Below are 19238 nucleotides of genomic sequence, written 5' to 3' on the forward strand. Positions count from 1 at the left end.
CGGTTCACACATCACGTATGTGCAGGAGCAGGCCGCCGAGCACCAGCGCCGCGGCGGCCCATCCGGCGGTCACGGCGAGGCCGGCCCAGGGGCCGATGGGCAGGGCGGAGAGGCCGGTGGTGGCCTGGACGGCGAGCCCGGCGCTCATCGGCGCGATCTTCTGGAGCAGGTGCTGCCAGTCCGGGGCGCCGACGGTCTGGGCGACGAGGGGGACGACGTAGAGGAGACCCAGGGTGACTCCGATGCCGGTGGCCGAGTCCCGTACGGCGGTTGCGATGCCGAGGCTCAGCAGGCCGATGAGGATCAGGTAGAGGATCGTCCCGCAGGCCGCACGTAACGTCGGGCCGTTGGACAGGGACAGCGCCGGGTCGGCGAGGCCGGGAAGGGTGAGCCGCGCGGCGAGCAGCGATCCGAGGACGGCGAGCGTAGCGGCGACGGCCAGGACGCCCGTGAGGGTGAGGGCCTTGGCCGCGAAGGCGGTCGCGCGCCGCGGCACTGCCGTCAGGGTGGTGCGGATCATGCCCGTGCCGTACTCGCCGCTGATGCAGGGCACGGCCAGGATGACGACCAGCGCCTGGCCCAAATAGACACCGGTAAGCGCGAGTCGGGTCGTGTCGCCGCCGCATCCTTCGGCGGTGCAGTGCACCACCGAAGCCGCCACGGTGCTCAGGGCCACCGTCGATGTGACCGCCCCCAGGAGCAGCCACAGGGGTCCGGTGACGGTCCGCATCTTCGTCCACTCCGCGTGCAAAGCGCCTCTCATGCATCCCTCCTGTTGAGCAGCACGACAGCCACGGTCAGACTCGCCACCGCGTAGCCGGCCAGGACCGCGAGCCCGGACCAGGGGCCCAGCGGGTAATAGCCGTAGTACGGCGTGTAGTTGCTGGCGACCTGGGCGTAGGGCACAAGCGTCTGCTGGACGGCGAACGCCGCGCCCGGTGTCACCGTGGCCACCGCCGTCGACACGCTCGCGGGCATGAATGGGACGGCGATCAGGACGTACGGCAGCACCATGGCCACCACGACCGTGGTGACCGCGCCCGCACTGCGCCGCAGGACGGAGCCGACGCAGAGGGCCAGGACCGAGGCGGTCGCGAGCAGTGCCGCGGTCCCGACCGTCACCCGCAGTTCGCTCGCGAAGGACACCGGGAAGAGGTACACGCCGTTGCCCCGGGCGAGCCGTTCACCGAGCGGCGCGGCGAGGACCGCGCCCACCAGCCCGGCGGCGAAGGTGACCGACCACAGCACCATCGCCTTGGCCACCAACACCCGGCTCCGCCTGGGACTTGCGGCCAGGGTGACGTGGATCATCCTGGTCCGGTACTCCTCGGTGACGAACAGCGTCCCCACGACGATCACCGCGATCAGCGCGGCGAACGTGCCGGTGAGGATGTCCCTGAGGTGGCCGCCGGTCGGCAGGCTGTCGCGGACGGCGGGCGCGATGTCGCCGGCACCCGTGAGCGTGAACCGGGCATCGGATCGCGTGACGGACCCCGACCCGTTGTCCGGGTATCCGGCGAACGTGGGGGATTCGGCGCCCACTTGAGTGCCGGTCCAGGTGTCACCGGATGGATCAGCCGCCCAGTCGTCCGCGGCCCAGCCCCCGTGCGTACGAAGATCCGTGAAGGTGGCCGTGGACACACTGACGGACGTGCCCCCGCCGCCCACGGCTGGCGGCGAGGCGACGAACAGGCCGACCTGCGCGGTCGAGCCGAGCCCGCTCACCCGCACGCTCCCCACCTCGGTCCATGTCGTGCCGTCGGTGGAGGCATGGCCCGTGATCGTCTCGCCCGAGCGGTCGAGGCGCAGCCGGCGCGGCGACGTGGGGGAGACCGGGCCGGGAGGGCCGGCCGTGTCGTTGACGTAGGAGTCCTGCATCCGCACGCCGTGGCTGGCGGTGGCCATGATCGCCGCGTAGGGGGACCCCTGGCGGGTGCTCGCCTTGATGACGAGCCCGGCCTTCGCCCACGGCACGATCCCGGGCCGCAGATCCCCAGGACCTTTGGGGATGCTGCTGTCGAGCGCGGAAACGGAGACGGTGACGCTGCCGTCTCCGGCCAGCGGCCGGTGCACGAAGTAGAAGCTGTCGGTCACCGGTCCGCCGTCGGGGCCGGTCGGTACGGGCGGCGACCCTTGCTGATTGCTGCTCGCGCCGGCGAGCAGCGCGAACAGCACCAGCGTCAGTGCCGCGGCCGCCATCCCGGACACCCAGCGGCGAACGGTCCGGAACTTGGTCCACTCCGCGTGCAGCACGCGAGCAAAGCTGTTCCCCCCGGCCCGCCGCCCGGAACGTGAGAGCCTGCGCGCGATGGTCACAGAGCGACCTCCGAAGGCGCCCCGGCCCGGAACTCGACCGCCCCGCCGGTGAGTTCCAGGTACACGTCCTCCAGCGTGGCGCGGTGCGCCGATACCTCGGAGAACGGCACCGCGCTCCGGCCGAGCAGCGCAACGACCTGCTCCGCAGACAGGCCGGAGACGACGACGGCATCGCGACCGCCGCCCGTCACGCGCGCGCCGGCCTCGGCGAGCACCCGCAACGCTTGTGCGGCGGCCGTGGTCCGCAGCGCCACCCGGTTCCTGGACGCCGCCGCGATGAGCTCGGCCAGGCCGGCATCGGCAACGACTCGACCGCGCCCGATCACGACGAGATGCGCTGCCGTGTCCTGCACCTCGTTCATGAGATGGCTGGAGACCAGCACGGCGCGGCCCTGCGCGGCCAGTGACCGCAGGAATCCGCGCATCCAGATGATGCCGTCGGGGTCCATGCCGTTGAACGGCTCGTCGAGCATGACGACCGGCGGATCGCCGAGGAGGGCCGCGGCGATCCCGAGCCGCTGCCGCATACCGAGCGAGTAGCCGCCGGCCTTGCGCCGGGCCGCGGGGGCCAGGCCGACCTGCTCGATCACCTGGTCCACCCGGCGCGCGGTCAGGCCCTGCGCGTGCGCCAGCCACAGCAGGTGGTCGCGCCCGCTGCGGCCCGGATGCAACGCCCCGGCGTCGAGCAGTGAACCGAGGTGCTTCAGCGGATGCCGAAAGCTGCGGTACGGGCGGCCGCCGACGAGTGCGGTGCCCTCATCGACCGCGTCCAGACCGAGAATCACCCGCATCGTGGTGGACTTCCCGGCGCCGTTCGGCCCCACCAGACCGGTCACGACACCCGGACGGACGGCGAAGGACATGCCGTCCAGGGCCACGGTCGCTCCGTACCGCTTGCGCAGTCCGTCGACGACGATCCCCGCGGCGCTCATCGCGGCACACCCAGTGTTCGAAGATTCCTCATGCCGACGGTTGTACGCGGCACCCGGTCCCAGGCCGGTCGCAGCCGCTGCGACCTGACTGCGACCTGGCTGATGCGACGCGACTGCGACCCGGCTGATGCGACGCGACTGCGACCCGGCTGCGACCTGGGATCTGGCATCTTTGGCGCATGCCACCTCGACCCGACGGCCGGACCGGCCGCCCCGCCCGTACGACGACCGCAGGCGAGCGGCGGTGAGGGTCCTCGTCGTCGAGGACTTCGAGGTCCTCGCCCGCTCCATCGGCACCGGGCTGCGCCGCGAGGGCATGGCCGTCGATGTCGTCCTGGACGGGACCACCGCCCTCGACCACCTGGCCACCACCCGCTATGACGTGGTGATCCTCGACCGCGACCTGCCCGGCGTCCACGGCGACGAGATCTGCCGCCGACTCGCCCACGGTGGCTGCGCGACCCGCGTCCTGATGCTGACCGCGTACGACACGGTCGAGGACCGCGTCGCCGGGCTCGGCCTCGGCGCCGACGACTATCTGCCCAAGCCGTTCGCGTTCGCCGAACTGGTCGCCCGCGTCCGGGCGTTGGCCCGCCGCGCCGCCCCACCGTTGCCACCGACCCTGGCCTGCGGGGACATCACGCTCGATCCGGCCCGCCGCGTGGCGTCCCGGGCCGGCCGGCGTCTTGAGCTGAGCCCCAAGGAGTTTGCGCTGCTGGAATGCCTGCTCGCCGCACCCGGCCTGGTCATCTCCGCCGAGGAACTGCTCGAACGTGCCTGGGACGCGGCCGCCGACCCCTTCAGCAGCGCCGTCAAGCACACCATGCACCGGCTGCGGGCCAAGCTCGGCGACCCGCCGGTGATCGAGACCGTCCGCGAAGGCGGCTACCGCATCGGATCATCATGACCTCCCCGCAGCCCACCAGGTCCCCTCAACCCACCCAAAGGCCCCTGCAGATCGCCAGAAGGCCCCTGCAGACCCGGCTCGCGCTCGCCTACTCGGCAGGTGTCTACGCCGCGGGGGTCTTCGTACTCGTCCTCGTCATCGTCCCGCTCGCCAGCGTCGACGCGGCCGGACCCGAAGGACAGCCCGCCACGAGCGTGACCACCGGACACGGGCCCGGGATCAGCCTGCCCCACCTCCTCATCGGGTCCGCCGTCGCCCTGGTCCTTCTGATACCCGTGGCCCTCGCGCTCGGCTGGTTCATCGCCGGCCGGTTCCTGCGCCCGCTGCGGGCGATCACCTCCACCGCCCGGAGCATCTCCTCCGGCGACCTCCACCGGCGCCTCGGCCTCGGCGAGCCCACGGATGAGCTGACCGAACTCGGCCGTACCCTCGACGACTTGTTCGCGCGCCTCCAGGCATCCTTCGACGCCCAGCGCCACTTCGTCGCCAACGCCTCCCACGAGCTGCGCACCCCGCTCGCCGGCCTGCGCACCCTCCTCGAAGTCGCTCTCGCGGACCCCGAAGCCGACACGGAAACGCTGCGCTCGGTCTGCCAGGAGGCCCTCGGCCTCGGCCGGCACCAGGAGCGGCTCGTCACGTCGCTGCTCGTCCTCGCCACCAGCGAGCGCGGAGTGACGCGTCGGCACAACGTCGACCTCGCCCAGGTCGCCGAGCGGGTGCTCGCCTCCCGCCGCGACCGGGCGGAGGAGAAAGGCATCGACCTGACCGACCACCTGACGCCCGCAGTGACGACCGGGGACCCGGGCCTGATCGAAAGCCTCGTCGCCAACCTCATCGACAACGCCATCCGCCACAACCACCCGGACGGGCACGTGGAGATCTCCACCCGGAACTCCGGCACCCAGGCGGCCCTCACCGTCACCAACACCGGTCCGGTCATCCCCGACGACCAGATCCAGCGCCTCTTCCACCCGTTCCAGAAACTGGCGACCGATCGCCACGGCCATCGCGAGGGCTACGGCCTGGGCCTCGCCATCGTCAGCGCCGTCACCGAAGCCCACCACGCCACGCTCACGGCCGACGCACCCCCCGAAGGCGGCCTGTCGATCACCGTACGGTTCGGTCCCGCGATGTCCGGTGCCAACCCTGGTGAGGGTGTCGACCGGGTGGTCAGGGCGTACGGCCGATGAACGCGGTCAGGGCGTACGGCCGATGAAGGCGAGCAGACGCGTCTGGACGTCGGCGCTCTCCGGCACCTCGACCCGTGGCCCGTACTGTCCGCTCGCACGGAGCACGTCGTCGAGCGGCAGCATCCCCTCGAGCATCTGGGTGCACTTGGCGGGATCGAGCCGCTCGTTCTGGCCGGTGGCCCGTGCCAGATCCCAGGTGTGCAGGAAGACATCGCAGGTGTAGAACCGGTCGACCGCCTGGTCCAGGGGGAGTTCCCCGATGTGCGGGTTCGACAGGACCTTGTCCGCGGTGGCCGGATCGTCGAGGAGGGCCTGCACCGCAGCGCAGTGCGCTGCCCAGGCGGCCACCGGATCCTCGTCCACCGAGGGCCCCTGCGGCAGTTCGACTCCGGCGCCGGACTTGAGGAAGGCGGGGAACCACTCGACGAGGTGCCGGACGACGTCCCGGGCGGTCCACCCCTCGCACGGAGCCGGGTTCTCCCACGCTTCCGGCTTCGTGCCGCGTACGCGGTCGGTGAAGACGCTCGCCACGGTCCGGTGCTCATCGGCTGCTGTACTCGTCACGATCAAGTTCCCGTCTGTGTGGGGCGGTCGGCACTGTCGCTCTGCCGGCCGCCGAGCAGTTCGTCGAGCCGCTCGTAGCCTTCGCGGATGCCGTACTCCATACCGCTCTTGAGCAGGGAATCGCGGGCTTCGACGGAATCCATCAGCGATTTTCCGGTGACCCGGGTGCGGCCGCCCAGGTCCTCGAAGACGGTCGTCTCCAGGCTGACGCCGTCCGGAGAGCCCTCGTACGTGAAGGTCTGCACGATGCGCTCGCCGGGGCGCACCTCGTGGAACACACCGTGGAAGCCGTACTCGGTCCCGTCCTCGTCGCGATGCACATAGCGGTACGAGCCACCGCTGCGGGCGTCGTACGCGTCGATCCGCATCGTGAGCCGACGTGGGCCGAGCCACTGGACGACCAGCTCGGGGTCGGTGTACGCCCGGAACACACGCTCCGGCGGAGCGTCGAACTCCCGGGTGATCACGATGGTGGGCAGATCGGGGTCGGCCACGATCCGCGTCTCGCCGGGGTGGCGCCTGACGGTGCTCATGATGCCGCCTCTGTCGTCGCAGTGGTGCCGGCCGGCTGATCGCCCACCTCTTCGAGGAGGGCATCGAGACGGCGGAACCGATCCTCCGCCTCGCGCCGATAGCGCTCGATCCACTGCGTCATCAGGTCGAAGACCTCTGCTTCGAGGTGGCAGGGCCGGCGCTGTGCGTCCCTGCTGCGACTGACCAGACCGGCGTCCTGCAGGACCTTGATGTGCTTGGACACGGCCTGCACGGTGACCTCGTACGGTTCGGCCAGTTCATTGACCGTGGCGTCCCCGGTGGCGAGCCGGGCCACGATGTCGCGTCGCGTGGGGTCGGCCAGCGCGGAGAACACCAGCGACAGCCGATCGTCGGCCACCTCGTACCTCCATATTCAACCGGTTGGTTAAATACCCTACGGCGGAGGCTCCGGATGCGCAACCATTCGGTTGAACAGGCGCTGCCGTCAAGAGGGTGACGGGAATCGATGCCGACCGGCGGTGGTCCGAGTCGATGGCGGCGGCCTATGAGCAGTACCTCGTACCGGTGGTCTGCCGGCCTTTCGCCGAGGATCTGACCGCGAGGGCGGCTGCGCTCCGCCCTCGGCGGATCCTCGAACTGGCCGCAGAGACAGGCGTGTTGACCTCGAATCGAGCTTGCTCGCGACGGCACCGTCGGTCGAGGTGACAGCCACCGACCTGAACGAGACCATGGTCGCTTTCGGGGCGGTGCGGGCACCGGAAGCGGTGTGGCGGCAGGCCGACGCGCAGCGGCTGCCGTTCCCGGACGGAGGCTTCGACCTCGTGGTCTGCCAGTTCGGCGTGATGTTCTTCCCCGACCGGGTCGGGGCCTTCACGGAGGTCCGGCGCGTGCTGGCCCCGGGCGGCCGGTTCCTGTTCAACACCTGGGGCCCTCTTGGGGCGCACGCCTTCGAAGTCGCGCTGCAGGCAGCGCTTGAGCGCGCTCTTCCGGTCGATCCACCGCGCTTCTTCCCGACGGTTCCGCATGGCTACGCGGACCCCGCTGTCGTGGTCGCCGACCTGACGGCCGCCGGTTTCACGGTCGAGGAGGAGCAGGAGCTGACGCTGCAGGGACGGGCCGCGTCGACCGCCGACCTTGCCACCGGGTACCTCACCGGGACACCGGTGCGCGCGGCCGTCGAGGCGAGCGGCGACGGAACGGCCGTCCGCGCAACCGTCATCGAGGAGATGACTGCCCGCTTGGGTCCGGGGCCGGTCACCGCCCCGATGACGGCGTACGTCTTCCGTGCTGCGCCGGCCAGTTCGGCGTGAGTCGCCCCCGTGCAGGTCACACCCGGCGGTCTGCAGGCCCGGGCACATGCACCTCGGGAAGCACCGCGAGTGCTCCGCCGTCGACCGGAAGGCAGACGCCGTTGACGTACGAGGACGAAGGCCCGGCGAGGAAGGCGACCACCTCGGCGATCTCCTCCGGGGTGCAGAGCCGGCCCAGCGGGTAGGCGGCCCGGACGCGGTCCGCTTCGGCGGGGTCCTGCCAGCGGTGGGCGTTTCGGTCGACGGCGACGAAGCCGGGCTCGACCACGTTCGTGCGCACGCCCAGGCCGCCCCACTCGGTGGCCGGGGCGCGGGCGAGCGCGCCGAGTCCGGCCTTGGCGACGGCGTACGGGGCGCTGCCCGGCGCCGCGCCGTGGGCGTGCACGGAGCCGACGAGGACGACCGAAGCGGGCCCTTCGGCCTTGCGGCGCACGAGCTCGGCGGCCGCCTGCCAGGCGGACACCAGGCCGACGTCCAGGGCCCGGTGCCACACCTCGGCCGTCAACTCGGCCAGCGGCGCCCTGCGTTCCCACAGCAGCGCGTGGACGAGGACCGACGGCGGCTCGGGCGCCGCGTCGAACGCCTCGGCCAGGAGGCCCGCGTCGGTGGCGTCGCCCTCGAACGCGGCTGCCACGTGGGGGAGTCGGAGCACGGCGGGGTTCCGGTCCACGGCCACGATGCCGATGCCGTCCCGGGCGAACCGGTCCACGACGGCGCGGCCGATGCCGCCGGCGGCGCCGAGTACCAGTGCGGTCGTCATGCGGGTCGCCTTTCGGTGAGCGGGGTGATGCCGAGGCCCGGTGCGGGGCCGAGGGCGTAGGCCGCGGCGGTCAGCGGTTCGGGCGGCGAAGCCGTGGCTGCGCGCCACCGGACCTCGCCGCCCGCCAGAGGTGCGTCGATCGCATCCCGTACGCGATGCAGGCCCGGTACGTCGTCGAGGCGGGCCGAGTCCTCCAGCCGGCCGAGCCGCAGCTCGGTGAACACCCGGGCATGGGCGATGACTTCGGCGACGGACAGCAAGTGGTGGGCGTCGAGAAGGAGTTCGGCCTCGGAGCCGATGGCCTCACGGACGGCATGGGCCAGTTCGAGCCCCCGCTCGATCCGTCCGGGGCCCGTCAGACCGTCGAACGGCGCGATCTTCACCGTCGTGTGGCCCGCCGCGACCGCCTCGCGGGCCAGCGCGGCAGCGGCCTGCGGCGTGCGCGCGGTCAGCGCCCGGTTGATATTGGCGTACAGCGGGATCACCCGGCGCTGCACCGGGCGGCCGATGCGGGCGGCCAGCCAGTCCGCGAGGGGCAGACCGGCCGCGCGCGCTGCCGCGTCCGCCTCGGCGGTGGCCAGACCGCCCGCCACCGTACGGCCCTCGAAGGTGTCGGGCAGCCCCTCGCGCGCGCACCCGTGCGCGGCGAGCAGCCGGGCCGCCTCCGCCTCCGGGATGTCCGACAACTCGCCCCACCCGCGGCCCTGTTGGACAAGGAGCCAGGTGGTGCGCGTGGTGACGGGGACCCGGACGAGACCGTCAGCGGATTTCCGGGCGGAGGTGTCGGCTATCGGTGCGGTCACGCGGGGGCCTTTCAGCAGGGGTCGGTCGACAGCGGCCGGCCGGAGGGGCGACCAGGGGTGGGTCGGGGAGGTCCACCAGGTGGGCGACCGGCACGGCGAGGCGCCCGGCAGCCAGGACGCGCCGTCACACGAGGCGTCGCACGGCCTGCACGATCGCGTTCCGGCATTCCGCCGGGTCCGAGGGCGGGCCGGCCGCCCCCAGCGTGCTCGCGGCATTCGTCGGGCTCCACGCCGAGGCGATGGCCAGGACGAGGGTGAGCAGTGCGGCCGGGCTGAAGTCCGGTGTGTCCGCTCGGTCCTTCCGTACGGCTTCCAGCGAGGCGAGCTTGTCGTCGTGAGTCGGCTTGGCGACGGCAGGGTCCCGTTCGGCGGCGGTGCCGCGTTCAAGGCGGTGCCAGGTCGCCAGGCGGAGTACCTCGGGGTGCTTCTGGTAGAAGTCGAACAGGCGCCCCGCGTATTCAGGGAGGTCGTCGGGCGTGAAGGGCACCATGTCGAGGCCTCGCCCGAGGTGCGCGTCGAAGACGGCGTCGAAGAGCCCGTCCTTGTTGCGGAAGTAGACGTAGATCAGGTTCTTGTTCGCCGAGGCGGCTGTGGCGATCCGGTCGACACGGGCTCCCGCGATCCCGTATGCCGCGAACTCCTCGGTCGCCGCTTGGAGGATGCGCGCCTTCGTGGCCTCGGCTCGGGACATGGAGGTCATGCTAACAACCGGCTGACGTGTCCTTTCGGGGCGCTGACCCGGTGCAACTCGGGGCGCTGACCCGGTGCAACAGGGGCCGTGCGCGACGTGTCGTCACCTCAGTCCGAGGGCTTCGATCAGCGCCTCGGAGGCGAGCAGCAGGACGGTGCACCACAGAGTGACGCCCGCCATGAGCCAGCCGATCAGCCGCCACCGCGGCAGGCCGAGTGCCGTGCCCAGCACGGCCGATCCCCAGGTGCCGAAGAGAGCGGGGCCGATGATGCCAAAACCGATGACGCCGTACCGGTTCACCACGCGCCCGGCCCGCCGGCCGGTGGGGCCGTCGAGGCGGTTCCGGCGCTTTGCGGGCGGCGATCCGGCGGTGGCGGGCCGCCGTTCCGAGCGCCGGAGCAGCCATCGGGTGCGCAGCCACCCGGCCGCGAAGACGGCGGACAGCAGGCATCCGGCCGCGCCGAGGAGCACGGCGACGAGCGCGACGGGCGGAGCGAGGGAGATCGAGAGGCCGAAGGGAACGGCCGGGGTGCCGAGGGCGAATCCGGCGAGCACGGCCCAGGCGAAGTTCAGCACGTATCACTCTCGTCGTGGGGCGGATGCCGTGTCGGTTCGCGACGGCAGCAACATAACTAACCAGTTACTCTATCGCCATGACGACCTCCTCATCGGCCTCAACATCCGCACCGGGCAGCCCAGTTGAACGGCTGGGGGCATCCAGGTACGTCCTTCTGACGACGTTCCGCCGGGACGGGCGGGCCGTGCCCACTCCGGTGTGGGTGATGCGGGACGGTGACTGCCTGGCCGTGTGGAGCGCGGCCGACGCCGGCAAGGTCAAACGGATCCGCAACAGCGGCCGGGTGACCGTCGCCCCCTGCGACTGGCGGGGAACCCCGATGGGCGAACCCGTGCCGGGTGTGGCCGACTTGCCCGCGGCCGAGGACACCGTTCACTACCTCGACTTGATGAAGCGCAAGTACGGACTCGTCGCGCGGCTCGGCCTGTTGGGCAGCCGGCTGAAGGGAGCCGGGCATCGCACGGTGGGGATCCGCATCCGGCTGCTGGAGTGACTCTCGCGGGCGCCCTGCCGCATCCGCCCGGACGTCTCGTGCGGGCCCTCGTCGGCGGTTGGGCTGCGCGGCTGCCGGCGGGCGGTCTGTCCGGCGTCGGCCTTGTCGTCGACCGGAAGCGGCCCTGGGGGCCCGCCGTCGCGGGAAGATGACTTGCCGGGTTGGAAAGTCAAGAGTAGCTTTCCAGTATGGAAAGCGACTCGGGTAAGTCGGTCGATGCGCGGGGCGCGCTGGACGACATCCGCCGCGCCCGTGGCTGGGTGAGTGAGCGGGTCGGGTCGCCGTGGTGGTTCCATGGCGGGCTCGGGTTGCTCGTCGCCCAGCAGGTCGTGGTGAACGGGGTGGCCGAGGGGCTCTGGACGCTGGTCTCGTTCGGGGTGCTCGTGCTCGGCGCCACGGTGCTCGTGCTGTGCGCCCGGCGCGCGACGGGTGTCACTCCCACCTGGCCGCGCGGGCCGCGCGCCAATGCGCTGATGGCGGTCCGCATGATGGTGGCGCTGGGGGCGATCTGGGGAGCGGCGCTCCTCGGCAGGGAAGCCGTGGGCGCGGTGGCGGCCCTTGCCGTCGGCTCGCTGCTTGCGACCGTGCTGCTCGGTTTCGCGTACGACTCCGCGCTGCGGCAGGACATCGCCGAGGGGAGCGATGCCGGGTGAGTGCCGAGCCCGGGCCTCGGTTCGACGAGATCATTCACGCGCCCAACCGGCTGCGTATCTGCGTGGCGCTCGCGGCGACCGCCGAAACCGAGTTCTCGGTGCTACGGGAGCTGCTCGGGGTGTCCGACGCCGTGGTGAGCAAGCAGCTGCGGACCTTGCAGGAGGCCGGGTACGTCACGCTGACGAAGCCGACCGGGCGCGGTGGCCGGGTGCGGACCTGGGTCAGTCTCACCGGTCGGGGGCGGCAGGCCCTTCAGGGGCATATCGCGGAGCTCCGCCGGCTCACCCGCCATCTGCCCGCGGCGGAGTGACCCGACATCGGCCGTTCAGCGCGCAGGGTTCGCCCCGTACCTGACGGACTCCGCCCCCGCGTCGAGCATCAACTCGCCCGATCCGGCATCCAGTTGCCGTGGAATCCGATCGGCACCCGTACCGGCAGATGGACCCGCGCGACGGCTGACCGCCGAGGTCCTGCGCCGCGAGGATCACCAGGTCCGTGGCGCCCCGCTCGGGATCGAAGACGTATGACAGGATCCAGCCGTCGTCCTCGGCTCCGCTGTCCGTCGACGGCACGAAGACGCCTTCGCCGACATCTCCGTCCCGATGGAAGCGGTGCACCTCGCTGCTGCCCCGCTCCAGGTCGAACTTGACGATGCCGACGCCGACTTGGCCGAGGTCGGGCGCCGGTGCGGTGGGGGAGAGGAGGTGGCGCCGGGCGCGCTCGGCGGCGTAGCCGTCGGTGGGTTCGAGCACGCCGTAGCCGTAGCGGTGGCGGCTGGTCTCGCGTCGCGGGTCGATGCGCGGGAACTCCACGGCCCTCTCGTCGAGCCCATCCTCACGCACCGTGCCGGCGGCCGGGTCGACGTTCCAGCGGACGAGCCGCGGCGGCGTCTCGTCCGGCCCGCGGCTGTTCTGTCCCGCGAACATCCGGTCGTAGCGCACCAGATGGACGGTGATCTGCCCGGCCTCGTTCTCGTACGCGCTCATGGGGTGGAAGACGAAGCAGGGCTCGATCTCCAGCCACCGCACGTCCTCGGCCCGCCCCTCGCGCGGCAGCACGCCGAGCCGCGGTGTGCGCTCGGGATCCCAGATGTACGGCAGCGACGAAGTCGATGTGGCCGGATCCGGGTTGAAGACCACCGGGAGGTCGTGCAGCAGCACATACGAGGCGGTGAGCGAGAAGTCGTGCATCATCGGCCGCCCCTCGACGGGGATGTCGACCGACCTGCGGATCCGCCCGTCGGTCCCCACGACCAGATACTGCACATGGGGATACGCCCAGCAGTACGCCACGGCGTGCAGCTCACCGCCGACCGGGTCGAGCGTGGTGTGCGCGGCGAAGCCGCCCGGCAGCGTGCCCTGGAAGTCGTACGGGCCAAGGGTGTTGAGCTCGCCGTCCAGCTCATAGGGGAGTGCTCCGCCCTCGACGGTGGCGAGATTGCGGCCCGCGAAGTTCAGGATGTGTGTGTTGGGGGCCAGGTCCATGTCCAAGTGGCGCGGCCCGTGCACCGGCTTGTCCCCGAGCGCCGCGGCCATCGCGTCGTTGCGCACCCAGCGGTTGCGGTACCACTGCGCCTGCCCGTCCCGCAGCCGCACCCCGTGCACCATGCCGGGACCGCTGAACCAGTGGTACGCGGCCGGGTCGTCGACGCCCAGCGGATTGGGCCCGTTGCGCAGATACCGCCCCTCCAGGCCGTCGGGGATCCGCCCGCTCACCGGCAGATCATGTGCGGTGATCTCCTCGCGCACCGGGGCGAACAGCCCCCGCAGATACGGATTTCCCTGGTCGGCCATGACGGCCTCCTCGATGGGTCCGGCGGGGCGTTGGCCCCTGCCCTCCACCATCCAGCGCAACCAGGCCCGGGTCGACCCCTGGCGGGCGATGAGGGTGTCCGCCGCAACGCCCGGCCGCATTGGCAGAATGTCGACGCCCGCACCTGTGGTCGGTGCTTCGACGGGAACCAGGACGACGCGAGGAGCGCCCCCAAGTGAGTGAGGCAGGACGCGTATCCGGTGCGGCGCGCGGATCGTGGACGGCCCTGCTCGCACTGGCGAATCTGCTCGGCTGCTATGTCGGCTACGGCGCCGTGTTCATCCGCCCCGAAGGCGCCTGGGATGCGGCCGCGATCGACGGAATCGCCGCGGCGGCCGTCTTCCTGTGCGTCCTCGGCACGCTCACCCTGCTCCTCACGTACGTGCCGGTTCGGCGCGGAACGCTCCCCAACTGGTGGCTGCTGCTGCCGGCGGTGTTGCTGCTGCTCGGCGTCGCGCGTCTGATCCACGTCGAGTACGCGTATCCGGCCTGAGGCGGAGCAGGCGTATCCGGCCTGAGGCGGAGCAGGCGTATCCGGTCCGCCCGGCTGAGCTCTCCCCGTCCGCCGAGCTGTCGCGCGCGGCTACCAGCCGAACTTCCGGTCCACCTCCTGGGCGAACTCCTCGAAGCTCAGCACCGCGTCCCCGTTCTTGTCCGCCGCATCGAACAGCGCCGACGAGGCCTCCGCGTCCTGGACTCCCCAGAACGGCAGGTCGCCCTGGGCGGCGAGCGTGGGGCCCTTCGTGCGCAGCGCGTTGATCACCTCGTCGCGGGTCAGCTGACCGTCGCCGTTGAGATCGAGTGCGTTGAAGAGTTTGCGTGCCTTGTCGCTCATCGCGGAATCCCCGTATACGTGGCCGGACCTGTGGCTTTGCATCCTATGCACGGCACCGTGGGCGGCCCGCGCCGCGGCGGCGTCACCCAATTGTTATCGCCGATGGCAAATAGCGCTGCGCTGGGTCTGGCGGCAATCGTCGGAGCGTCATAAGTTCCCGCTCACAACATTCAGTCGGGCGCATCACCCGAGTCCCGGCAATTCGCCCTGGAGCGCCTCTCGTTCCTCCCTTCACTTCGTGCGTCCGGTCGTCCGGTCGTCACACCAGAAAGGACCCTGCCCATGCGCAAGGGACTCCTCTCCACCGTCGCCGCCCTGTCACTGGCCGGCTCGCTCACCGCGTGTGGCTCCGACTCGGGTGGAGAAAGCTCCGGGTCCGGTGCGAAGAAGCCGAAGATCGGCGTGATCCTGCCGGACAGCAAGTCCTCTGCCCGATGGGAGACCGCGGACCGCAAGTACCTCGGTGAGGCGTTCAAGGCGGCCGGGGTCGACTACGACATCCAGAACGCACAGGGTGACAAGCAGCAGTTCCAGACCATCGCCGACCAGATGATCACCAGCGGGGTGAACGTCCTGGTGATCGTCAACCTCGACAGCGGCACCGGCAAGGCGGTACTCGACAAGGCCAAGTCGCAGGGCGTCGCCACGATCGACTACGACCGGCTCACCCTCGGCGGCTCCGCGCAGTACTACGTCAGCTTCGACAACACCGCGGTCGGCAAGCTCCAGGGCGAGGGCCTGAGCAAGTGCCTGACCGACATGAAGGCCCAGAAGCCGATCGTGGCCACGCTCAACGGTTCGCCGACCGACAACAACGCCACCCTGTTCGCCCAGGGTTACAACGGCGTCCTCGATCCCAAGTACAAGGCGGGCGAGTACGTCAAGGGCCCCGATCAGTCCGTCCCCGACTGGGACAACGCCCAGGCCGGCACCATCTTCGAGCAGATGCTCACCAGCCAGCCGAAGATCGGTGGTGTGCTCGCGGCCAATGACGGACTCGGCAACGCCGTCATCGCCGTACTGCGCAAGGAACGCCGCAACGGCCAGGTCCCGGTCACCGGACAGGACGCCACCGTGCAGGGCCTGCAGAACATCCTGGCGGGCGACCAGTGCATGACGGTCTACAAGGCGGTCAAGAAGGAGGCGGACGCCACCGCGCGGCTCGCGATCTCGCTGGCCAAGGGCGAGAAGGGCACGACGAACGCGACCGTCGAGGACCCCGAGGGCAAGCGCGAGGTGCCCTCCGTACTCGAGACGCCGGTGGCCATCTACAAGGAGAACGTGAAGGACGTCGTCGACGACGGCTTCGTCACCAAGGAGGAGCTGTGCACGGGCAAGTACGCCGCCCTGTGCACCGAAGCCGGCATCGAGTAGCACCGCTGACCGGCCGGTTCGAGCCGTCACCACATGCTGCGAGCCGGGCCTGCCGCGGGCCCCGGGGACCTGACGCCCCCGTGGGCCCGCGGTCTCACGACCGTAAGGAGCCGTCTTCCATGACAGCGACCCCCACCGCGACTCCGATCGTCCAACTGCGCGGGATCGACAAGAGTTTCGGCCCCGTGCAGGTGCTGCACGACGTGTCCTTCGACATCCGCCTCGGCGAGGTGACCGCCCTCGTGGGGGACAACGGAGCCGGCAAGTCCACCCTGGTCAAATGCATCGGCGGCATCCATCCGATCGACGGCGGGGAGTACCTGTTCGAGAACGAGCCGGTCCACGTGCACAGCCCGCGCGACGCCGCGGCCCTCGGCGTCGAGATCGTGTACCAGGACCTGGCGCTCTGCGACAACCTCGACATCGTCCAGAACATGTTCCTCGGCCGGGAGAAGCGCCGCGGTCTCGTCCTCGACGACGCCACGATGGAGGAGTTGGCCGCCAAGACCCTCGACGGGCTTTCGGTACGCACCGTCAAGTCGATCCGCCAGCAGGTCTCCAGCCTCTCCGGCGGCCAGCGGCAGACGGTGGCCATCGCCAAGGCGGTGCTGTGGAACAGCAAGGTGGTCATCCTCGACGAGCCGACCGCCGCGCTCGGTGTCGCACAGACGGCACACGTCCTCGAACTGGTGCGGCGGCTCGCCGACAACGGCATCGCCGTCGTCCTGATCTCGCACAACATGAACGACGTCTTCGCGGTGTCCGACCGTATAGCCGCTCTGTACCTGGGCCGGATGGCGGCTCAGGTCAAGGCCTCGGACGTGACGTACTCCCAGGTCATCGAACTCATCACCGCGGGCCGCAGCGGAGATCTCGGCCTTGCCACCGCCAACGGAGTCACACTGTGACCGCCGACCTCGCGCCCGGGAAGGCAGGCATGCCGGACGACCCGCGCCCGCCGAGCGGGAACGCCACGCACAGCTCCACGAGTCTGCGCTCGATCGCCCGGGCCTACCTCGGCCGGGTCCGCGGCGGCGAACTGGGCGCCCTTCCCGCCGTACTCGGACTGATCGTCCTGTGCGCCTTCTTCTCCGCCCTGCGCCCCGTCTTCCTGTCCGATCTGAATTTCGCCAACCTGCTCACGCAGGGCGCGGGAAGCATCGCGATCGCCATGGGGCTCGTCTTCGTCCTGCTCCTCGGCGAGATCGACCTGTCCGCCGGGTACGCCAGCGGAGTCTGCGCCGCCGTCCTGGCCATCCTGCTCACGAATCACGGATGGCCCTGGTACGGAGCCGTCGGTGCGGCCATCCTGACCGGCACCCTCATCGGCCTGCTGCTCGGCGTCCTCGTGGCGAAGATCGGCATCCCATCCTTCGTGGTCACCCTGGCCGCGTTCCTCGGATTCCAGGGCATCGTGCTGATGCTCCTGAAGGAGGGCACGAACATCTCCATCCGGGACGAGACGATCCTGGCCGTCGCCAACAACAACCTCTCCCCGGTGCTGGGTTGGGTCCTTCTCGCGGTCAGCGTCGTGGGCTACGCGGCGGTCCAGTTCCGGCAGAACCGCAACCGCGCCCGGCGGGGCCTGAGCACCGCTCCGCCCGCGCTGCTCGCGTTCCGGATCGGGAGCCTCGCCGTACTCGGCGCGGTCGCCGTCCAGGTCCTCAACCAGGAGCGCAGCCGCAACATCATCGTCGACTCGCTCAAGGGCGTGCCGATCGTGGTTCCCGTGATCGTCGTTCTGCTCGTCGCCGCCACGTTCGTGCTCCAGCGCACCTCGTTCGGACTGCACTTCTACGCGGTGGGCGGCAACGCCGAAGCCGCACGGCGAGCCGGCATCAACGTGGCGGCCATCCGTATCTCCGCGTTCGTGATCTGCTCGTCCCTGGCCGCGGTCGGCGGCATCATCGCGGCCTCCCGGGGCAACTCGGTCGACCCCAACACCGGCGGAAGCAACGTGCTGCTGCTCGCGGTCGGCGCGGCGGTGATCGGCGGAACCAGCCTGTTCGGCGGCCGGGGCCGGGCCGTCGACGCCGTGCTCGGCGGCATGGTCGTCGCCGTCATCCAGAACGGCATGGGTCTCATGGGGTACAGCTCAGGGGTCAAGTACGCTGTCACGGGTTCGGTTCTGCTCTTGGCGGCAGGCGTCGACGCACTGTCCCGACGCCGGTCAGCACAGCGATGACGTCTGGGGGGCGATGAAAGCCGGTCCCTCGCTGGAGGAGATCCGCAGGCACAACCTGGGCACCCTGCTCCGCCACGTGCACATCAGCGGCTCGCTGTCGCGTGCGGTCCTGACCGACCGCATGGGCCTCAACCGCAGCACCATCCTCGGTCTCGTCAGCGAACTGGCCTCGGCGGGCCTGGTGCGTGAGGAACTGCCCCGGGACACCGGCAGGGCCGGCCGGCCTTCCCTGGTCGTACGGCCGGAGTCCGACCAGGCGTACGTGCTGGCCTTCGACGTCGGCGTGGACCGCCTGACCGCCGCACGCATCGGCCTGGGCGGGGCCTTCCTCGACCGACGCGAGACCCCCTTGCCGCCCGGCCACCGCAGCGCCGCCGAAGTGACCGAGGCGCTCACGGGCTTCGTCCGGCAGATGGTGGGCGCCGCCCGCCCCGGAACCGTCTGCGTCGGTGCGGGCGCCGCGGTCCGCGGCACCGTGCGCAGACCCGACGGCACGGTCCGGGCCGCTCCCTACATCGACTGGGTGGACGAGGAGTTCGGCGAGGACCTCACCCGCCGCCTGGGCCTCGGTGTCCCCGTGACGGTCGAGAACGAGGCCAGTCTCGGCGCCCTCGCCGAGCACCTGCGAGGTGCCGGTACCGGCTGCGAGGACCTGGTGTACCTCCACGGCGACATCGGGATCGGCGGCGGCATCATCTCCGGCGGCCACCTCCTCGGCGGCGACGCCGGATACGGCGGCGAGGTGGGGCACATGGTGGTCAACCCCCGCGACGGCAGACGCTGCGGGTGCGGTGCCCGGGGCTGCCTCGAGGCCGAGGCCGGTGAGCGCGCCCTCCTCGAGGCGGCGGGCCAAGGGCAGTCCGTCGCCGGCCGAGAGGCCGTACGCGCCGTCGTCGAAGCGGCCGACCGAGGTGACGTCCGCGCCCGCGGGGCCCTGCACGACATCGGCGACTGGCTCGGCATCGGTGTCGCCAACCTGGTCAACATCCTCAACCCGCGCACCGTCCTCTTCGGCGGAACGCTCCGCGAGGTGTTCCTCGCATCGGCCGCCCAGATCCGCAGCCGTATCAACAGCCACGCCCTCACCCCCTCGCGCGAGAATCTGAGGCTGCGCGTGGGAGCGCTGGGCGACGACGCCGTCCTCATCGGCGCCGCCGAACTGGCCTTCTCCCAGCTCCTGGTGGGCCCGCTGGAAGCGCTGGCCCGGCACGAGGGACGGACGGCGGCGGAGCCGGCGCAGTAGCCGATCGCGTCGGACTGTCGGTGGCGCAGTGGGTTCCGCCACCGTCAAACACCGAAGCCGACCGGTCCCGCCCCCTTCCTCGGCATGGGCACACCCC

22 protein-coding genes and 1 pseudogene are annotated in these 19238 nt (G+C 71.0%); 11 read left to right on the forward strand and 12 right to left on the reverse strand.

Annotated elements, in window-relative coordinates; genetic code table 11:
• Window positions 1-4: 4 nt before the first annotated feature.
• Genes H9Y04_RS19940 through H9Y04_RS19950 form a run of 3 tightly spaced genes read right to left on the reverse strand, consistent with a single transcriptional unit; the run spans window position 5 to window position 3248 of the window.
• The gene (locus tag H9Y04_RS19940) at window positions 5-763 is read right to left on the reverse strand and encodes an ABC transporter permease (RefSeq protein WP_187815290.1); all 759 of its coding nucleotides are present in this window, start codon (window positions 761-763) and stop codon (window positions 5-7) included.
• A complete protein-coding gene (locus tag H9Y04_RS19945; RefSeq protein ID WP_308801043.1) occupies window positions 760-2253 on the reverse strand; it encodes a DUF1349 domain-containing protein in 1494 nt (497 codons plus the stop codon). Before H9Y04_RS19945 ends, H9Y04_RS19940 begins: the two co-directional genes overlap by 4 nt.
• 59 nt (window positions 2254-2312) lie before the next feature.
• Window positions 2313-3248: an ABC transporter ATP-binding protein gene (locus tag H9Y04_RS19950; protein ID WP_187815292.1), complete on the reverse strand. Its 936-nt coding sequence runs from the start codon at window positions 3246-3248 to the stop codon at window positions 2313-2315.
• A gap of 244 nt (window positions 3249-3492) precedes the next feature.
• Between H9Y04_RS19950 and H9Y04_RS19955 the strand changes: the two genes are divergently transcribed.
• A complete protein-coding gene (locus tag H9Y04_RS19955; protein ID WP_187815695.1) occupies window positions 3493-4155 on the forward strand; it encodes a response regulator transcription factor in 663 nt (220 codons plus the stop codon).
• The gene (locus H9Y04_RS19960; protein WP_187815293.1) at window positions 4152-5345 is read left to right on the forward strand and encodes a sensor histidine kinase; all 1194 of its coding nucleotides are present in this window, start codon (window positions 4152-4154) and stop codon (window positions 5343-5345) included. The genes H9Y04_RS19955 and H9Y04_RS19960 overlap by 4 nt, the downstream gene beginning before the upstream one ends.
• A 6-nt stretch (window positions 5346-5351) precedes the next feature.
• On the opposite strand, the gene H9Y04_RS46835 is transcribed toward H9Y04_RS19960, so the two are convergent.
• From H9Y04_RS46835 to H9Y04_RS19975, 3 genes are read right to left on the reverse strand one after another with little or no spacing between them, the layout of a single operon-like run.
• On the reverse strand, window positions 5352-5909 hold the full coding sequence (locus H9Y04_RS46835) for a TIGR03086 family metal-binding protein (RefSeq protein WP_308801044.1): 558 nt from the start codon (window positions 5907-5909) through the stop codon (window positions 5352-5354).
• Between the two features lie 2 nt (window positions 5910-5911).
• Entirely contained in the window at window positions 5912-6442 is a 531-nt protein-coding gene (locus H9Y04_RS46840; protein WP_187815295.1) for an SRPBCC family protein, read from the reverse strand.
• Entirely contained in the window at window positions 6439-6801 is a 363-nt protein-coding gene (locus H9Y04_RS19975; protein ID WP_187815296.1) for an ArsR/SmtB family transcription factor, read from the reverse strand. The genes H9Y04_RS46840 and H9Y04_RS19975 overlap by 4 nt, the downstream gene beginning before the upstream one ends.
• 134 nt (window positions 6802-6935) lie before the next feature.
• On the opposite strand from H9Y04_RS19975, the pseudogene H9Y04_RS19980 reads away from it, so the two are divergent.
• Window positions 6936-7714: pseudogene (locus H9Y04_RS19980) on the forward strand (class I SAM-dependent methyltransferase).
• Window positions 7715-7730: 16 nt separating this feature from the next.
• On the opposite strand, the gene H9Y04_RS19985 reads toward H9Y04_RS19980, so the two are convergent.
• From H9Y04_RS19985 to H9Y04_RS20000, 4 genes are all read right to left on the reverse strand, one after another.
• The gene (locus H9Y04_RS19985; protein WP_187815297.1) at window positions 7731-8474 is read right to left on the reverse strand and encodes an SDR family NAD(P)-dependent oxidoreductase; all 744 of its coding nucleotides are present in this window, start codon (window positions 8472-8474) and stop codon (window positions 7731-7733) included.
• Window positions 8471-9277, reverse strand: a complete 807-nt coding sequence (locus tag H9Y04_RS19990) for an enolase C-terminal domain-like protein (protein WP_187815298.1) — start codon at window positions 9275-9277, stop codon at window positions 8471-8473. The genes H9Y04_RS19985 and H9Y04_RS19990 overlap by 4 nt, the downstream gene beginning before the upstream one ends.
• Before the next feature lie 124 nt (window positions 9278-9401).
• Window positions 9402-9968 (reverse strand): TetR/AcrR family transcriptional regulator, encoded by a 567-nt coding sequence (locus H9Y04_RS19995; protein WP_187815299.1) that lies wholly within the window; start codon window positions 9966-9968, stop codon window positions 9402-9404.
• A gap of 102 nt (window positions 9969-10070) precedes the next feature.
• A complete protein-coding gene (locus H9Y04_RS20000; protein ID WP_187815300.1) occupies window positions 10071-10544 on the reverse strand; it encodes a small multi-drug export protein in 474 nt (157 codons plus the stop codon).
• Window positions 10545-10621: 77 nt separating this feature from the next.
• On the opposite strand from H9Y04_RS20000, the gene H9Y04_RS20005 reads away from it, so the two are divergent.
• From H9Y04_RS20005 to H9Y04_RS46850, 3 genes are all read left to right on the forward strand, one after another.
• Window positions 10622-11038 carry a PPOX class F420-dependent oxidoreductase gene (locus H9Y04_RS20005; protein WP_187815301.1) on the forward strand — a complete coding sequence of 139 codons (417 nt, stop codon included), beginning with the start codon at window positions 10622-10624 and terminating at the stop codon, window positions 11036-11038.
• 188 nt (window positions 11039-11226) lie between these two features.
• Window positions 11227-11691, forward strand: coding sequence for a hypothetical protein (locus tag H9Y04_RS46845; RefSeq protein WP_187815302.1), 465 nt, complete (start codon window positions 11227-11229; stop codon window positions 11689-11691).
• Entirely contained in the window at window positions 11688-12002 is a 315-nt protein-coding gene (locus tag H9Y04_RS46850) for a transcriptional regulator (RefSeq protein ID WP_187815303.1), read from the forward strand. The genes H9Y04_RS46845 and H9Y04_RS46850 overlap by 4 nt, the downstream gene beginning before the upstream one ends.
• Here H9Y04_RS46850 and H9Y04_RS20020 read toward each other — a convergent pair.
• Window positions 11974-13485: a carotenoid oxygenase family protein gene (locus H9Y04_RS20020; protein ID WP_268980491.1), complete on the reverse strand. Its 1512-nt coding sequence runs from the start codon at window positions 13483-13485 to the stop codon at window positions 11974-11976. The genes H9Y04_RS46850 and H9Y04_RS20020 overlap by 29 nt on opposite strands.
• Before the next feature lie 194 nt (window positions 13486-13679).
• Between H9Y04_RS20020 and H9Y04_RS20025 the strand changes: the two genes are divergently transcribed.
• On the forward strand, window positions 13680-13997 hold the full coding sequence (locus H9Y04_RS20025; RefSeq protein WP_187815304.1) for a hypothetical protein: 318 nt from the start codon (window positions 13680-13682) through the stop codon (window positions 13995-13997).
• Window positions 13998-14087: 90 nt separating this feature from the next.
• Here the strand turns inward: H9Y04_RS20025 and H9Y04_RS20030 are convergent, their stop codons facing one another.
• The gene (locus tag H9Y04_RS20030; RefSeq protein ID WP_187815305.1) at window positions 14088-14339 is read right to left on the reverse strand and encodes an EF-hand domain-containing protein; all 252 of its coding nucleotides are present in this window, start codon (window positions 14337-14339) and stop codon (window positions 14088-14090) included.
• A 282-nt stretch (window positions 14340-14621) separates the two neighbouring features.
• On the opposite strand from H9Y04_RS20030, the gene H9Y04_RS20035 reads away from it, so the two are divergent.
• The 4 genes from H9Y04_RS20035 (at window position 14622) to H9Y04_RS20050 (ending at window position 19141) form a co-directional block, all read left to right on the forward strand.
• A complete protein-coding gene (locus tag H9Y04_RS20035; protein ID WP_187815306.1) occupies window positions 14622-15713 on the forward strand; it encodes a sugar ABC transporter substrate-binding protein in 1092 nt (363 codons plus the stop codon).
• Window positions 15714-15832: 119 nt separating this feature from the next.
• Window positions 15833-16621, forward strand: coding sequence for an ATP-binding cassette domain-containing protein (locus tag H9Y04_RS20040; protein WP_187815307.1), 789 nt, complete (start codon window positions 15833-15835; stop codon window positions 16619-16621).
• The gene (locus tag H9Y04_RS20045; RefSeq protein WP_308801045.1) at window positions 16618-17898 is read left to right on the forward strand and encodes a sugar ABC transporter permease; all 1281 of its coding nucleotides are present in this window, start codon (window positions 16618-16620) and stop codon (window positions 17896-17898) included. The genes H9Y04_RS20040 and H9Y04_RS20045 overlap by 4 nt, the downstream gene beginning before the upstream one ends.
• A 13-nt stretch (window positions 17899-17911) precedes the next feature.
• Window positions 17912-19141, forward strand: coding sequence for an ROK family transcriptional regulator (locus tag H9Y04_RS20050; protein ID WP_187815308.1), 1230 nt, complete (start codon window positions 17912-17914; stop codon window positions 19139-19141).
• Window positions 19142-19238: the final 97 nt, after the last annotated feature.

The sequence above is a fragment of the Streptomyces polyasparticus genome (genome assembly GCF_014493765.1).
In the GTDB taxonomy this organism is placed as follows: Bacteria; Actinomycetota; Actinomycetes; order Streptomycetales; family Streptomycetaceae; genus Streptomyces; species Streptomyces polyasparticus.

Coding starts and splice junctions, on each gene's coding strand:
- H9Y04_RS19940 (WP_187815290.1), bottom strand. CDS start 763: ATGAGAGGCGCTTTGCACGCGGAGTGGACGAAGATGCGGACCGTCACC.
- H9Y04_RS19950 (WP_187815292.1), bottom strand. CDS start 3,248: ATGAGCGCCGCGGGGATCGTCGTCGACGGACTGCGCAAGCGGTACGGA.
- H9Y04_RS19960 (WP_187815293.1), top strand. CDS start 4,152: ATGACCTCCCCGCAGCCCACCAGGTCCCCTCAACCCACCCAAAGGCCC.
- H9Y04_RS46840 (WP_187815295.1), bottom strand. CDS start 6,442: ATGAGCACCGTCAGGCGCCACCCCGGCGAGACGCGGATCGTGGCCGAC.
- H9Y04_RS19985 (WP_187815297.1), bottom strand. CDS start 8,474: ATGACGACCGCACTGGTACTCGGCGCCGCCGGCGGCATCGGCCGCGCC.
- H9Y04_RS19995 (WP_187815299.1), bottom strand. CDS start 9,968: ATGTCCCGAGCCGAGGCCACGAAGGCGCGCATCCTCCAAGCGGCGACC.
- H9Y04_RS20005 (WP_187815301.1), top strand. CDS start 10,622: ATGACGACCTCCTCATCGGCCTCAACATCCGCACCGGGCAGCCCAGTT.
- H9Y04_RS46845 (WP_187815302.1), top strand. CDS start 11,227: ATGGAAAGCGACTCGGGTAAGTCGGTCGATGCGCGGGGCGCGCTGGAC.
- H9Y04_RS20020 (WP_268980491.1), bottom strand. CDS start 13,485: ATGGCCGACCAGGGAAATCCGTATCTGCGGGGGCTGTTCGCCCCGGTG.
- H9Y04_RS20030 (WP_187815305.1), bottom strand. CDS start 14,339: ATGAGCGACAAGGCACGCAAACTCTTCAACGCACTCGATCTCAACGGC.
- H9Y04_RS20035 (WP_187815306.1), top strand. CDS start 14,622: ATGCGCAAGGGACTCCTCTCCACCGTCGCCGCCCTGTCACTGGCCGGC.
- H9Y04_RS20040 (WP_187815307.1), top strand. CDS start 15,833: ATGACAGCGACCCCCACCGCGACTCCGATCGTCCAACTGCGCGGGATC.
- H9Y04_RS20050 (WP_187815308.1), top strand. CDS start 17,912: ATGAAAGCCGGTCCCTCGCTGGAGGAGATCCGCAGGCACAACCTGGGC.